This is a genomic window from Rothia similimucilaginosa (assembly GCF_029850985.2).
Lineage (GTDB): Bacteria > Actinomycetota > Actinomycetes > Actinomycetales > Micrococcaceae > Rothia.
Map to the genome: position 1 here is coordinate 919,894 of NZ_CM138149.1, position 15,067 is coordinate 934,960.

The 15,067-nt window shown below is 59.5% G+C and carries 12 protein-coding genes and 1 tRNA gene; all 13 read left to right on the forward strand.

Annotated features, from left to right (window positions below; genetic code table 11):
- Positions 1-231: 231 nt before the first annotated feature.
- Complete coding sequence (locus QFX07_RS03830) at positions 232-471, forward strand: hypothetical protein (RefSeq protein WP_005505761.1); 240 nt, start codon at positions 232-234, stop codon at positions 469-471.
- 566 nt (positions 472-1,037) lie between these two features.
- Positions 1,038-4,838, forward strand: coding sequence for an Rne/Rng family ribonuclease (locus QFX07_RS03835; RefSeq protein WP_279754133.1), 3,801 nt, complete (start codon positions 1,038-1,040; stop codon positions 4,836-4,838).
- A gap of 537 nt (positions 4,839-5,375) precedes the next feature.
- Complete coding sequence (gene rplU / locus QFX07_RS03840; protein WP_005505764.1) at positions 5,376-5,687, forward strand: 50S ribosomal protein L21; 312 nt, start codon at positions 5,376-5,378, stop codon at positions 5,685-5,687.
- A gap of 40 nt (positions 5,688-5,727) precedes the next feature.
- Positions 5,728-5,985: a 50S ribosomal protein L27 gene (rpmA, locus tag QFX07_RS03845; protein ID WP_005505766.1), complete on the forward strand. Its 258-nt coding sequence runs from the start codon at positions 5,728-5,730 to the stop codon at positions 5,983-5,985.
- A 198-nt stretch (positions 5,986-6,183) separates the two neighbouring features.
- Positions 6,184-7,791, forward strand: coding sequence for a GTPase ObgE (obgE, locus tag QFX07_RS03850; protein ID WP_279740101.1), 1,608 nt, complete (start codon positions 6,184-6,186; stop codon positions 7,789-7,791).
- A gap of 470 nt (positions 7,792-8,261) precedes the next feature.
- Positions 8,262-8,903, forward strand: a complete 642-nt coding sequence (nadD, locus tag QFX07_RS03855; RefSeq protein WP_279740363.1) for a nicotinate-nucleotide adenylyltransferase — start codon at positions 8,262-8,264, stop codon at positions 8,901-8,903.
- An 11-nt stretch (positions 8,904-8,914) separates the two neighbouring features.
- On the forward strand, positions 8,915-9,970 hold the full coding sequence (locus QFX07_RS03860) for a sulfite reductase subunit alpha (RefSeq protein ID WP_279740099.1): 1,056 nt from the start codon (positions 8,915-8,917) through the stop codon (positions 9,968-9,970).
- A 66-nt stretch (positions 9,971-10,036) separates the two neighbouring features.
- The gene (rsfS, locus tag QFX07_RS03865) at positions 10,037-10,474 is read left to right on the forward strand and encodes a ribosome silencing factor (RefSeq protein ID WP_279740098.1); all 438 of its coding nucleotides are present in this window, start codon (positions 10,037-10,039) and stop codon (positions 10,472-10,474) included.
- A 210-nt stretch (positions 10,475-10,684) separates the two neighbouring features.
- Positions 10,685-10,757: transfer RNA gene (locus tag QFX07_RS03870), tRNA-Ala, on the forward strand.
- A gap of 129 nt (positions 10,758-10,886) precedes the next feature.
- The gene (locus QFX07_RS03875; protein ID WP_279740096.1) at positions 10,887-11,840 is read left to right on the forward strand and encodes a cation diffusion facilitator family transporter; all 954 of its coding nucleotides are present in this window, start codon (positions 10,887-10,889) and stop codon (positions 11,838-11,840) included.
- A 255-nt stretch (positions 11,841-12,095) separates the two neighbouring features.
- Positions 12,096-13,496, forward strand: coding sequence for a glutaminase (locus QFX07_RS03880; RefSeq protein WP_279740094.1), 1,401 nt, complete (start codon positions 12,096-12,098; stop codon positions 13,494-13,496).
- A gap of 175 nt (positions 13,497-13,671) precedes the next feature.
- The gene (locus tag QFX07_RS03885) at positions 13,672-14,637 is read left to right on the forward strand and encodes a polysaccharide deacetylase family protein (RefSeq protein WP_280926387.1); all 966 of its coding nucleotides are present in this window, start codon (positions 13,672-13,674) and stop codon (positions 14,635-14,637) included.
- Between the two features lie 45 nt (positions 14,638-14,682).
- Positions 14,683-14,955, forward strand: coding sequence for a hypothetical protein (locus QFX07_RS03890; protein ID WP_279754132.1), 273 nt, complete (start codon positions 14,683-14,685; stop codon positions 14,953-14,955).
- Positions 14,956-15,067: the final 112 nt, after the last annotated feature.

Consider the following 15,067-nt stretch of genomic DNA (forward strand, 5'->3'; position numbering starts at 1 on the left):
TGTCTGCGGGCGGGTGAGGCTGTGCAGGGTTGGGGGCCCGGGCTGGTTACGCCGGGTAGTGGGGAGGGGAGGGGCCGGTGGCGGCCAGCGGGGAGGCGGAGTGGGTGCGTATAATGGTCAGGTATATTCTTGAACGGCATCGGACGGAGCCGTCCGCGGGGTTCACCTGCGACGTTGACTGCCTGCCGTTCTGCTGGAGACTAGATTCTTGATACCCCTTCGAGGAGAACCGTGAAGACTGCCGGAATTGCCGCAATGGGCGCTGCTGCCGTTATTTTTCTGACTGCCCTGCTGTTGCTGACCGCCGGTCACTTCTCGCTGCTGTGGGTAATTCTGCTGGTGGTTTCTCCGTTTGTTTTTATTCTGGGTGTTCCGTTTGCGACCGGTTCCGGTCCGGAGTATCTGCCGACCGACCCGAAGCTTGCTCAGCAGGCTCGTGAGGCGCGTGATGCGGAGCTGGGTCTGGACTAGCCCCTCCTCTCAAAGTTTTTTGAAGCCGGGTGGTGCGTAGTGGCACGCCCGGCTTTGCTGTGCCCGCTAGATGACCGCCATAATCTGTCCCACGCATCCTGCCCGGAAGTGGAGCCCGGATACGAAGGGTAGGGTGGCTTAGAAGCACACTCTACCGGGTATAATGGAACGCGGTGTCTTGTGCGCCCCGCACGCGCATAAAGATCCCCACCAACGCATCGAGGGAGAGTACCCGAAGAGCGCCGGCTATAAGCCGCGGAGCATAACTGTCGCACCGCGCGAGCCGCCCGCCACGGCGAAGAAACCCGAAGACCGGCAGAACACCCAGGAAGGGTGTGAGCGTGCCGTGCTCGAGAGCGAGGTGGCTGTGACCGTCGCGGCGCGCTCTGCGTTCCGCCCGCTCGCCCCTTACTGCAGAAGCGCTGAACGAGATAGTGCCCGGTAGCGCCAATGAATGTGCACTGTAAGGTGAAGCTTGAGCCGCGGTGACAGCAACTAGGCTTTGCGCTGTATGCGCGCTATTAAAATCCTTGCGGTGCGGAGCAGGGTGTAACGAAAGAAGATTAATGTCTGACGAGAAGAACGTCGAACTTGGGGTTTTTGAGGCGCTGAACGCCCTCGCGGAGGAGAAGAACGCCTCTGCAGAGACCCGTGAAACTCTGCGTAAAAATGTTCGTGAGAGCTCTGAGGCCCAGCAGGGTACTGAGCGCCGCCGCCCGGGTCGCCCGAAGAAGGAGAAGGCTTCTGAGGTTCCCCTGGATGAGGCGATTGCTACTGGCCTGACTAACCTGCGTAACGCTAAGGCTAAGCACGCGCCAGCACCGAAGGTTGCCGCTCCCGCTGTGTCTGAGGCCGAGGTTGCTTCTACTCTAGATAGCCTGTTTGAGGTTGCTGAAAAGAAGGCGGCTGAGTCTGCTGTCGTGGAGAACACCGCGAAGGTCGAGACTGTCGAGAAGACCGCGAAGGTTGAGGAAGTTGTTACGCCCGCCGCTGCGCCTGCTGAGTCTACCGTTGAGATGAAGGAAGAGACCGCCAAGGTTGAGGTCGTAACCCCGACAAAGGCTGAGGAAGCTACCGAGAAGGTCGCTGAGAAGAAGCGCCCTATGAAGAAGGCTGCCGCTCAGAAGGCGGAAGTTGCCGAGGCTAACGCAGCTGAGGTGTCTGTACCCGCCGCGGAGCAGCCCGCTGAGACTGCTGTAGTTGCGGAGGAATCTGCAACCGAAGAAGCTACTTCTGAGGCACCCGCCGCAGAAGAATCTGCTGAAAAGCCCGCAGCTGAGGAACCCGTAGCTGAGGAGTCTGAAGTAGCTCCCGAGCCGGTAAAGACCATTAGCGACCTACAGCGCGAAAAGCTGCAGGAGCTACGCTCGCGTACCCCCATGGGTGCGATGCCGCTGTTCATGGCTCCCGAGCCGGAGGAGCTGAGTGATCTCGCTATCGCCGCCAAGCTGGAGCGTGAGGCACGCCGCGCCGCTGCCGAGGAGCAGAAGCGTAAGGAGCGCATGGAGCGCCGCCGCGAGGAGGCTGCCGCTGAGGCTGAGGTGACGAGCCACCGTCGCCGTCGCCGTCGCCGCGGTACCGAAGATATTGAGATTGAGGGCGGAGTTGATGATGAGGTTGAGACCGTCACCAAGGTGCGTGCACCGCGCCTGGCTGACTCTCACGCATCCAACACTGTGACCGGTGTGCGTGGTTCTACCCGCCTGGAGGCGAAGCGCGTGCGCCGCCGCGAGTCCCGTTCCCTGGGTCGCCGCCGGCACATCGTGACCGAAGCCGAGTTCCTGGCCCGCCGCGAGTCCGTGGACCGTCAGATGCTGGTTCGCCAGAAGGACGGTCGCATCCAGATTGGCGTGCTCGAGGATGGCGTGCTGGCTGAGCACTTCGTGTCCAAGACCCAGCAGGATTCCCTGATTGGCAACGTGTACCTGGGTAAGGTACAGAACGTTCTGCCGTCCATGGAAGCTGCATTCGTTGACATTGGACGCGGCCGTAACGCTGTGCTGTACGCGGGCGAGGTCAACTGGGATGTCACCGGCCTGGACGGTGCACCCCGCAAGATTGAGAACGCCCTGAAGCCCGGCGATTCGGTTCTGGTGCAGGTCACCAAGGACCCGATTGGCCACAAGGGTGCCCGCCTGACCAGCCAGGTTTCCCTGCCCGGTCGCTTCCTGGTGTACGTGCCGGGTGGTTCGATGACCGGTATTTCCCGCAAGTTGCCCGACACTGAGCGTGCTCGTCTGAAGAAGATTCTGAAGGACAAGTTGCCCGAGGGTGCTGGCGTGATTGTTCGTACCGCGGCGGAGGGTGCTTCTGAGGAGGAGCTGACTCATGATATTAACCGTCTGCGTGCGCAGTGGGAAGAGATTCAGGAGAAGGCTAACTCCCGCAAGGTGCTGGCTCCTGAGATGCTCTACCAGGAGCCCGACCTGATGATTAAGACCGTGCGTGACGTCTTCAACGAGGACTTCACCGCGATGATTGTTCAGGGTAAGAACGCGTGGGATTCCATCGAGGCGTACGTAACCTACGTGGCCCCGGATCTGGTGTCCCGCCTGCAGCAGTGGGACGGTGATGACGACCTCTTCGATCATTACCGCATTAACGAGCAGCTGGCGAAGGCTCTGGACCGTAAGGTGTACTTGCCTTCGGGTGGTTCGCTGGTAATTGACCGTACCGAAGCCATGACCGTGGTGGACGTGAACACCGGTAAGTTCACCGGTAGCGGCGGCAACCTGGAAGAGACCGTCACCAAGAACAACCTGGAAGCTGCTGAGGAGATTGTCCGTCAGCTGCGTCTGCGCGATATTGGTGGCATTATCGTCATTGACTTCATTGACATGGTGCTTGAGTCGAATCGTGACCTGGTTCTGCGTCGTCTGATTGAGTGCCTGGGCCGTGACCGTACCAAGCATCAGGTGGCTGAGGTGACTTCGCTGGGTCTGGTTCAGATGACCCGTAAGCGCCTGGGTACCGGTCTGCTTGAGGTCTTCTCGGAGCCCTGTGAGCAGTGCGCCGGTCGTGGCCTGGTGGTTCATGATCAGCCGCTGAGCGGTCGTAACGGTGGCGCGTCGGATTATATCCACCGCCATGAGCGTAATGACCGTAAGCGTAGCCGTGCCGCTGCCCGCGAGGATTCTCGTGACCAGCAGAAGCAGGACGCTCTGGAGTCGAAGAAGGCTGAGCGCCGTAATGCTATGGCTGCGGTGGCTGCCGCATCCGCTCCGAGTGAGGACGTTTCGGAGGAAACTGCTTCGACCCGTAAGAAGCGTAAGCGCCGCAAGCGTTCACGCCGCGCGGAGACCGCTGAGCTTTCGCTTGAGCAGGAGATTCAGGGTATTGCCGAGGCTGCCGGCGAGCAGACTCACGCGGAGGTCGCTCAGCGTGAAGACAAGGTCGCGGAGGTCACCGAGGGCAACTGGATCGGTGAGCAGGGCGGTTTCTCCCTGGAGCAGCTGGCAAACGCGTTCGACCGCGTGGAAGAGGAGTCCGCTGAGGATTCCTCGAAGGACTCTGCTGAGGACCGTTGGGATGAGCGTCGTTCGTCCAAGCATGGCGGTAAGAAGTCTTCTCGTAACCATAAGCGTCGCGAGCTGACTGATGCAGATATTGCCGCTGTAGAGGATTCCGGTGCGGGTGCTCTGGAGGATGAGCACCACGTTGACCCGGAGCTCGACCCGCGCTTTACTCGTTCGTCGGATCGTTTTGAGGCGATTCGCGCCGGCGAGGCGAAGGCCCGTGCTTCTCAGAAGGCCGGCCGTATTGCCCGCGCTGAGGGTGAGTTGTTCCGTTCGGGCCGTGAGGACCGTGCGGCGAAGCGCTCGGAGCATAAGGGTGCGGAGGCAACCTCCGGCGAGCAGAAGGCTCAGGAATCCAAGCGTGTTGAGCGTGAGGACCTGCGCATCGAGGATGTTCGCGAGACTCCGCGTGCGTCCCGCCGCCGTGCTCGTCGTGCCGCTGATGAGAAGCGCGCCGAGAAGGCAGCTGAGCAGGCACCCGCGAAGGCTGATAAGGTTCAGAAGTCTGAGTCTCGTACGGTTGTGACCGGCGTGATTGGTGCTCCGGCTGTGACCGGCGTGGTGGGCGCAGCTCCTGCAGCGGTTGAGGCTCCGGTTGAGGACCTCCAGAAGCCTGTAGCTCAGGTGCCCGGTTTGACCCCGCGTAAGCGTCGCACTCGCCGTGCGGCTTCGAGCGCCGGTGCCGGTGCTCAGGTCGTGACCGTGGACGCTTCCGAGCGTGCTGAGGGTTCCGTGGTTGCTTCCGCTTCTGTTGCGGATGTGGCTCCGGTGTCTAATGACGCTTCGGCCCCTGTCTTGTTCGGCATTGGCGTGGCCGCTGCCGACATTAAGCGTGAAGGTAAGGGCGATTAGTCTTTAGCTTCCAATCATCGGAATTACGATGGTGTGTGTATGTCGAGCCCCGGTGGGGTGGAGTAATCCACCTTGCCGGGGCTTGCCTATGGGCGGCTGTCTCAGCGTTGTTGATACGGACGGGTTGCGTGTGGTTTATGTACGGTGCGTGTGCAGGTTGAGTAGTATCACGTGCCGACTTCGAGCGTTCCGCAAAATTATCTATTGCGTGGCACGTAGATCATGCCGTATCCTTAAGGACTGGTGTTTATCTCAGTGAAGCCCTATCGACGCAGGGCCAGCGGGAGACACCGCTCCCACCCGCATCGTCTTCGGCGCGGTCGAGTAAGCGGCTGAGTTTTGAACGTGCGGGAGAGAGACACCACCGGTGAGCCTCGCGTGTTGGCTTCAGCGGGCAATCCCGCCGGAACGCACGGGCCGTTCCTCCTTGTTCGCGGTCATTCGACTGGCGGGGGAGGGCGCACAGCAATGAAAGCGCAGGCTGCTCATTCGTGTGAGATTCAAGAAGCAAAGTTGTCGAGAAAAGTGAGTCCCATAGTGGCATACGCGATTGTACGCGCTGGCGGCCGCCAGGAGAAGGTTTCCGTAGGCGACCTCGTTACCCTTGACCGTGTTGCAGGCGAGCCCGGTAGCACCATCGAGCTGCCCGTGCTGCTGCTCGTCGACGGTGACAAGGTCACCGCTGACGCAAAGTCCCTGGCTTCCGCCAAGGTTGTTGCTGAGAAGGTTGAGGACCTGCGCGGTCCGAAGATCGTTATTCAGAAGTACAAGAACAAGACCGGTTACAAGAAGCGTCAGGGCTTCCGCGCCGAGCTGACCACCGTCAAGATTACCGCTATCAACGCGTAATCGAAACGACCGGAATTCAACCCTAAGGTAGGAATACAGAATGGCACATAAGAAGGGCGCAAGCTCCACCCGTAACGGCCGTGACTCGAACCCCCAGTACCTCGGTGTTAAGCGCTACGGCGGCCAGTCCGTCAACGCAGGCGAGATTCTCGTTCGTCAGCGCGGCACCCACTTCCACCCCGGCCTGAACGTTGGCCGTGGTGGCGACGACACCCTGTTTGCTCTGGCAGCAGGCACCGTCGAATTCGGTACCCGCAAGGGCCGCAAGGTCGTTAACATCCTGGCAGCAGCTGAGTAATACTCACCGCTAGGGCAGAGGGGGTAGGCGTTAGTCTACCCCCTCTCGCTATGACCTCGAATGCCGTGGATGCCCGCCTGTGCTGGGCTCCACGATGAGGCGCACCCCAACCCGGTCGCGCCTGCCGCCGCATCCGCAGCATGATTGGTGTGTGCCGTGCGGTGGCGAAGTGAAGATTTTCCAAGATAAGGAGAACCCGTGGCAGAATTCGTGGACCGCGTGGTCTTGCATGTATCTGGCGGTCGCGGAGGTAACGGCTGCGTCTCCGTGCGACGTGAAAAGTTTAAGCCTCTGGGCGGCCCTAACGGCGGTAACGGTGGTAATGGTGGCGCGGTGATTCTGCGCGTGGATAACCAGACCACGACCCTGCTGGAGTACCACCACAGCCCGCACCAGCACGCCCCGAATGGCGATATTGGTCGTGGCGATATGCACCACGGCTTTAACGGTGAGGACCTGATTCTGACCGTGCCGCAGGGTACTGTGGTGAAGGACCGCGAGGGTAATGTTTTAGCTGACCTGCTGCGTGTGGGCGATGAGTACGTTGCTGCCCCTGGCGGTATGGGCGGTCTGGGTAACGCTGCGTTGGCTTCGGCTAAGCGTAAGGCTCCCGGTTTTGCTCTGTTGGGCACCCCCGGTGAAGAGGCTGATATTGTTCTGGAGCTCAAGTCCATTGCGGATGTGGCTCTGGTGGGTTACCCCTCGGCGGGTAAGTCTTCGTTGATTGCTGCGATTTCTGCGGCGCGTCCGAAGATTGCTGACTACCCATTCACCACTTTGATCCCGAACCTGGGTGTGGTGCAGGCGGGCGATGTTCGCTACACTGTCGCGGATGTTCCCGGTCTGATTGAGGGCGCTTCGGAGGGCCGCGGTCTGGGTCACCGCTTCCTGCGCCATGTGGAGCGTTCTTCGGCTCTGGTGCATGTGATTGACTGCGCTACTTTGGAGCCGGGCCGCGACCCGATCAGTGACTTTGAGGTGATTCGCGGCGAGCTGGAAAACTACGAGGTTGACCCGACTGCAGGTGTGACCGTGCCGTTGCATGAGCGTCCGCAGATTGTGGTTCTCAATAAGATTGACGTTCCTGAGGCTCGTGAGCTGGCTGAGTTTGTTCGCCCTGAGTTTGAGGAGATGGGCTTCGAGGTCTTTGAGATTTCGACTGCTTCCCATGAGGGTCTGAAGTCTCTGATTTTTGCGATGGCAAAGCTCGTGGAGGAGGACCGCGTGGCTCGTGCCGCTGCCGAGAAGGAAGCGGAGCGTGTAGTCGTTGAGGCTCCTGTGGTTCGCCCGAAGGGGTTCCGCGGTAAGAAAAAGCAGGAGTTCATTATTCGCCGCGAGGAGCGTAACCTTGAGCCGCTGTTCCGCGTGATTGGTGAGAAGCCTGAGCGTTGGATTCAGCAAACTGACTTCAATAATGATGAGGCTGTCGGCTACCTGGCGGACCGCCTGGCGCGCCTGGGTGTTGAGGACGAGCTGTTCAAGGCTGGTGCTCGTGCCGGTGACGCCGTGGTGATTGGCGAGAACGATAACTCGGTGATTTTCGATTGGGAGCCGACCATGGTTGGTGGCGCTGAGCTGCTGTCCTCCCCGCGTGGTACGGACGCTCGTCTGGAAGAGCTCATTCGCCCGACTCGTGCGCAGAAGCGTGTGGAGTACAAGGAGCGTATGGACGCGAAGGCGGAGGCTCGTGCCGAGCTAGAGTCCGAGCGCGTTGCAGGCGTGTGGACTGAGTCCGTTGAGTACCGCAAGAAGTTGAAGGAAGGTAAGGTCGACGAGAATATCGACATGCCGAACGTCGACGACTAATAGCTGAAGCGTTAGCTATTGCATAGACAGTGAATGGTGCCGTGCATCGGGGTTTGCTCCGGTGCGCGGCACTTTCTTGTGTTCGCGATGCTTTCTTGTGTTCTCTGCGGTTGCCTCTCGCGCTGGATGTGTGTGTCGGAACATGCGGGTGAGCCTGTGGCGAACCTGCGATCGGACATGCTGGTTGGGTATTCCACCGGCGGCTTAGCTCACCCCCGTCATTTCGGTTTTTTTAACCGGAAGCAGGTAGCATAGAGGAGAATGTACGCGGGCACCGTTTTCGGTGTTGCGTACCTTCTGTATACCTGCCCGCATCCGCACCTGTGGTGGCTCTTTAAGTTGCCCTGGCGCGGTCTCTGTCCCCAGCAAGGACGGCATTTGTGACTGACCAGCCTGTTCACCTTGATTTTGGTGCTTTGAGCACCGAGTCGATTCCCCCGCGCACTCCCGGCCGGGTGCGTCTGGGCGTGATGGGTGGAACCTTTGACCCGATTCACCACGGACACCTGGTGGCAGCTAGTGAAGTTGCCGCCGTGTTCGACCTGGATGAGGTTGTTTTCGTTCCGACCTGTCAGCCCTGGCAGAAGGTGGGGGAGCGGCATGTGAGTGACGCTGAGCATCGCTACCTGATGACGGTGATTGCGACCGCGTCGAATCCGCGTTTTACAGTGAGCCGTATTGATATTGACCGTGGCGGCGCCACCTACACCTTTGATACGCTTAACGAGCTGCGCGCCCTGCGCCCGGATGCTGACCTGTTCTTTATTACCGGTGCGGACGCGATTAGCCAGATTATGACCTGGCGCAATGCCCATAAGCTGTGGGATTTGGCGACTTTTGTGGGCGTGACCCGCCCCGATCATGAGCTGGATCCGCCGCTGGCAGAGGGTCGTCATATTACGACCCTAAAGATTCCTGCGATGGCGATTTCTTCGACCGATATTCGTCGCCGCGCAGCTGAAGATGCCCCCATCTGGTACCTGGTGCCGGATGGCGTGGTGCAGTACATTACTAAGTACGGCCTGTACAAGAAGGACGCCTTGACGGCGTACCGTGACGGCTTGCCCCGCGTGAAGGATGAGTCTGGGCAGGCACCCCCAATGGACGAATAATGAGGGAACACATGAGTGAAGCTACGGGTTCGAAGCCCTATAGCGAGGACGAAGCGTACCTCTACGAGACGTACGTGACCGAGGACGGTATTGAGGTGCCGCCGCCTACTAAGGTGATGGGTCCGCGCCGTCTTGCCCGTTACCGTGAAGAAGTTGCCGAGTACCTGCGTGCGAGCCGCCGCGGTGAGCCCGCGAAGCCTGTTGCGAACATGGGCTCAGTGGTTCATACGGACGCTATCGACCCGCGGGTTCTGGCTGTTCAGCGTCGTTTTGCAGCGCTGGCTGCTCAGGGCAAGATTGACACTGAGGCGAACGATGAGGAGAAGCTGCACGAGCCTGCTCCTCTGACCACTAGCCTGCGTGTTCTGCGCCCCGAAGACATCGCGCAGAACCGTGTGGATGCGACCAGCCCCTCCGCGGTGGATAACCCGATGAATTCTTCGATCCCGATCATTGCCGTGGTCAAGAAGGAGAAGCCGGAACCCGAGCCTGAGCTGCACCAGTACCTGGTGCGCGATGAGCCGAAGGTTGAGAAGATGGACAGTTCTGACACTGAGGCTGAGCACACCGAGGCTGCTTCCGTTGAGGAAGAGACCGTTGAGGTTGCTGAGGTTGAAGAATCTGCTGACGAGCTGCCCACCCGCGTGAGCGCGGTGGACGCGCAGGGTCTTGATCTGAGCGTGCTGGATAGTGCCTCCGCTGGTGACACCGTGGATTCGGTGGACGGCGACCCGACTGTTGCTCTGAGCCCGGATGAGGTTGAGGAGCTGTTGCAGCGCATGGTGGATCGTCAGAATCCCGAAGAGGCACTGGTCGAGGAGACTGCTGAAGAGTCCGAAGAGGACTCTGAGGATGAAGAGTCTGAACCGGCTGAGCCGAAGTCTGCTTCGACTGTTTCTGCTGAGGCTTCGGAGGCAGCTGAGGAAGAGTCTGCTTCTGAGAGCGCTGTTGAGAAGGGTGAAGAGGTTCTGCAGCCTGCGCGGAAGACCTCCCTGGCGTGGCTGTGGATTGTGCTGCTGCTCGCCCTGTTCGTTGTTGGTTTGATTATGATTTTTGGCCCTAAGTAGGCCGTGAACAATGCACCCCTGTTGCGGGTGCTGCCGGTGGGTGTTCTGCTGGCAAGGAAGGAAAATATGACTGCTGCACAGTCCTCGATTGAGGCTCTGCGCATTGCCGCCCGCGCTGCGGAGGAGAAGCAGGGAACTAACCTGTTCGCTGTGGATGCATCCGACGCGATGGGTCTGATTGATGGCTTCCTGGTGGTTTCTGCCCACAATGAGCGCCTCGTGAACGCTGTTGCGGATGAGGTTGAGGATGCTCTGCGTGAGCAGGCAGGCCTGAAGCCGGTTCGCCGTGAGGGGCGTTCCTCGGGTCGTTGGATTCTGCTGGACTTCGGCGACATTGTTGTGCACGTTCAGCATGAGGAGGACCGCGAGTTCTACGCTCTGGATCGTCTGTGGGCTGAGGCTCCGCGTATTGAGCTGGGCGTTGAGAACGAGGCTCCCTTCGACATCGAGGGTGAGACTGAGGAGGATGCTGCACGCATTATTCCCGCTCAGGATGAGGCGTAAGCTTCCGCTTATTTTTAGCTGATGAGGGGTGGACTCTGCTGGCGCTGTATGGTGCCCGCGGGGTCCGCCCCTTTCTGCGTGTTTGTGGGTGTTTCTGTATGCCCGGTTGCTCCGGAACTTTTTTGTATTTTTGGGTGTGCTGGTTTGCAACGTTCTCCGTGGTGTGTGTAATATATTCATGTTGCCTTATTGAGGTCACTAACAGAATATGGGGATATGGCGCAGCTGGTAGCGCACCTGCATGGCATGCAGGGGGTCAGGGGTTCGAGTCCCCTTATCTCCACGTTTTCCTCGGTTGAGGAGCTTTTCGCCCGGTTCTTGTGACTCGGGCGATTTTGCTATCTGCCGGTAGGTTTTGGTAGCCGACAATTCTTTAGAGCTGACGGTGTAGTGAGTAGTTGAGGAGCCACTTATGGGAGCACACAAACATCACCATGGGCACGACCATTCGCATGCCCCGAGCCCGGAGGACGCCGCTTCGATGCGTCCGCGTCTGCTGATTGCGTTCAGCTTGGCGGTCGTTATTGTGTTGGCTCAGGCGATTGGGTCGTTGGTCACGGGAAGTCTTGCGCTGCTGACTGATACGGCGCACGCCCTGGCGGATGCCTCAGGTCTGCTGGTAGCACTTACAGCGGCTTCACTGATGACCCGGCCCGCGACGTCCCGCCATACATGGGGTTTCCGGCGCATTGAGGTGCTTGCCGCTCTCGGACAGTCGGTGCTGCTGCTGGCGGTGGGTATCTACACGGCGGTGGAGGGCGTGCATCGCCTGTTCGCCCCGCCGGCGGTACCCGGCACCGAACTGCTGATCTTTGGTGTGGTTGGCCTGGTCGCGAACGCTATTGGTATTGCGGTGCTGGCTACGGCGAGGAACACGAACTTCAATATGCGTGCCGCGTTCCTGGAGGTGCTCAATGACGCCCTGGGTTCGTTGGGTGTGATTCTGGCAGCTATCGTGATTTGGCTGACCGGCTTCTATCAGGCGGATGCCCTTGCCGGTCTGCTTATTGCGGCGCTGATTGTGCCGCGTGCGATGCGTCTGATGAAGCAGACGACTGCGGTGCTCATGGAGTTCACCCCGGACGGCCTGGACCTGGATGCGATGCGTGAGCACATGCTACGCGTTGACGGCGTTGTAGAAGTGCACGATGTGCACGCCTCGATGGTGGCGACCGGCCTGCCGGTGGTGACCGCGCACGTGGTGGTTGCCGATTCGTGTTTCCGTGACGGGTCTGCGGTGGCGATTTTGGACCGTATCCGTTCATGTGTGGCGAGCCATTTTGAGGTGTCGGTGGAGCATTCAACGTTCCAGTTGGAGACTGCCGAGTTGGGTGGTCGTGAGCCGGCTTCGATTCGCCACCCCTAAGCCACCTGAAAACCCTGCGTGTATGATTTCTGCGGGCCGAAATGGCAGGGGAGTGCCTACCGTATATTTGGTAGCTCAACTACGCAAAAGATACACTCATTAGGGAGCAAAAGGTGCTCCTCACCCGCATACATTGACAGGCTTCGCAGCTTGTGGGGGATTGCCGCACTAGCCGGCCTGTAATGGCACAGCCGGCAGTCGCATCCTCGAATTGTTGACGAGAAAAACCACGATTAGCAGCAGATACGGAATACTATGCATTCACCTATTGCCACTTACCTGACCGAGACCCTCGAGTCGGTCGCTTCTGATACCTCCGGTGAGCTGGCAAACTACATTCCGGAACTTGCCGCCGTGGACCCGGACAAGCTTGCCGCGTCCATCGCCATGGTTGATGGTGAGCAGTACGCCGCCGGTGACTCTGATGTGGAGTTCACGATCCAGTCGATTTCTAAGCCGTTCGTGTACGCCCTAGCGCTCGCGGACCGCGGCTATGATGACGTGCTTGCGAAGGTGGGCGTGGAGCCTTCCGGCGAGCCGTTCAATGAGCTGTCCCTGGAAGATGACTCCGGTAAGCCGCTGAACCCGATGATTAACGCCGGCGCAATTACCACCCATTCGCTGGTGGGTCCTCCCGGTGCGACTCAGGGCGAGCGCATGGAACGCGTCATTTCTGGTCTGTCTGCGTTTGCAGGCCGCCGCCTGTCGGTGAATGAGCGCGTGTATGAGTCTGAGCTGGAGCACGCGCACCGCAACTACGCGATTGCGCACATGCTGCGCGGTCACGGCATCCTGACCGGTGACCCGACCGTGGCGGTGCAGGGTTACACCCGCCAGTGCTCGCTAATGGTGACGGTCAAGGATTTGGCGTTGATGGCGGCGACTTTGGCGAACTATGGTGTGCATCCGGTGACGGGTGAGCAAGTGGTCCCTAAGGACGTGGTGCGTCAGGTGCTGAGCGTCATGTTCACGTGCGGTATGTATAACGCTGCGGGCGACTGGGCGACCCAGGTGGGTGTTCCGGCTAAGAGCGGCGTGGGCGGCGGCATTATTGGTGCGGTGCCCGGTCAGCTGGGTGTGGCGACGTTCTCGCCGCGCCTGGATGGTCACGGTAACAGTGTGCGTGGTGTGGAGCTGTTTGAGCAGTTCTCTGATGACATGGGCATGCATGTGATGAACGTTCCGACGGTGGCTCGTTCGGCGTTGCGCGCGAACTACCAGGTCGGTTCGGGTGATGAGTCTATGCGCCTGATTCAGCTGCAGGGCCGTATCCGTTTTGCGGGTGCGGAGCGTGTGATTCGTGAGATTGTGGAATCTCCGTTAGAGGGTTCGAAGGTCGCCCTGGATGTTACTCGCGTGTACGCGGTGGATGAGGTCGCTCAGAGCATGCTCCTGGAGCTGATGCGTCGCCTGCGGAATGACGGGTACAAGGTGTATCTGATTGATAATGATGAGACGATTACTGATACGGATGCTCTACGTAGTATGGGCGTGAAGGTTCTGACGAACCCGGCGGCGGTGACTTCTGCCGAGTCGGATAGTGAGCGTGTGGCTGAGGCTGATGCTGAAGAGGCTGCGGAGGCGGCGGCCATAGAGGCGCTGAATGCGCTGGAGCCTGCTGAGGCGCAGCAGTCGGTAGCTTCAGAATCTGAGTAGGTGTGTTTCTGAGCTGGGTCGTATCTGTGCGGCTGGCTGCCGGATGCGTGTTTGAAGTCCCCTTTCCGGGGTGCGTTCTGAAGTGAACGCATTGCGGGAAGGGGCTTTATTGTTCATAATGTAATATTTTGAATTTTTCGATAGCTCAGGGCATGCCCCGCTATACACTCATAATATGAACACTGTTCCACACCCAGAAACACCTATCACTCCTCGTCAATCTGCTATCGCCAACCCCGCGACTGATCACATGATATCGGGCGCCTCTACCCGTGCCTCCATCGGTCGACGGGAACTTTTACAGCATATTGGTACCTATAGTCTGGGTACTGCGGGTTTTGGTCTGCTGGGTCTTGGACTGAGCGGCTGCACCCCGCCCGCGGCGAAAGATGCCCACGGGGCGTCGGCTGGTGGTTCTGCCTCGGGTAGCGCGTCGGGTAATGCTTCTGCGACTCCTTTGCCAACCGCCGCGGTGTCTAAGACCGCTTCTGCGACTGCTGCCTCGTCAAACCCGGTTCCCGTAGCGCACACCTGGACTGGCCCGCAGACCGGCCTTCCCGGTGAGGGCAAGTATATTGCGTGGACGGTTGATGACGGTGCCGACCCGGAGGTGGTGCGCGCCTACGCGGAGTTTGCCCGCCGTACCGGTACACGTCTGACGTTTTTTGTGAACTGTCAGTATCCGGCATTCAAGCAGCATCGTGACCTGTTGTTGCCGCTGGTGAAGAGTGGGCAGTTGCAGATTGCAAACCATACGTATAGTCATCCGGCGTTGACGAGTTTGACGGATGAGCAGATTGTGCGTGAGCTGACCCGTAATGATGAGGAGATTATGCGGCTTTTTGGGGTGTCTTCGAAGCCGTATTTCCGCCCGCCGTACGGGTATTATGATGCGCGCGTGTTGGCGGCTGCGGCCTCGTGTGGTTTTACGCGCCCGGTTCTGTGGTACGGGTCGTTGGCGGATTCGTCTAATATTTCTTCGGCTGAGGTGTATGCCTACGCGGAGAAGTACGCTTTGGCTCAGCATATTGTGATTGGGCATTTGAATTATCGGGGTGTGGTGTCTGAGTTGGACCGTATTCGGGAGTTGTTAGATCGGCGCGGTTTGACGACGGTGACGATTCGTGATTATTACGGGTAGTGCGGAGGAGTCCTGGCGGGGGTTGTGGTGGGTATACTGGGAGGCATGATGAAGCTTCCTCAGAATCCTATCCTTCGACAGGTGTACCGTTTCCGTGAGCCGCTGCTGCTTCTGCTGTATTATTCGCTGTCTTTTCTGGGTGTGCGGTGGATGCGCACGGGGCATCCGCGTGTGGCGGCGGTGTGGTCTGTTGGTTTGTGGCTGAATTTGGTGGTGCGCGGCATGGGCCAGCTGGTGCGTATGCTGGTGCCGATTCTGCAGGATGCGGAGGCGCGCCGTGCTCGCGCTGAGCGTGCTCGCGCCTACCAGCCGCGCTAACCTCCCTGCTACCCGCAGGTTCTTACCCTGTGCGGATTCTATGCTGATATGCTGAAGCCCCCTCGTACTAGAAATAGTACGAGGGGGCTTCGCTATACCTGGGGCTGCATTA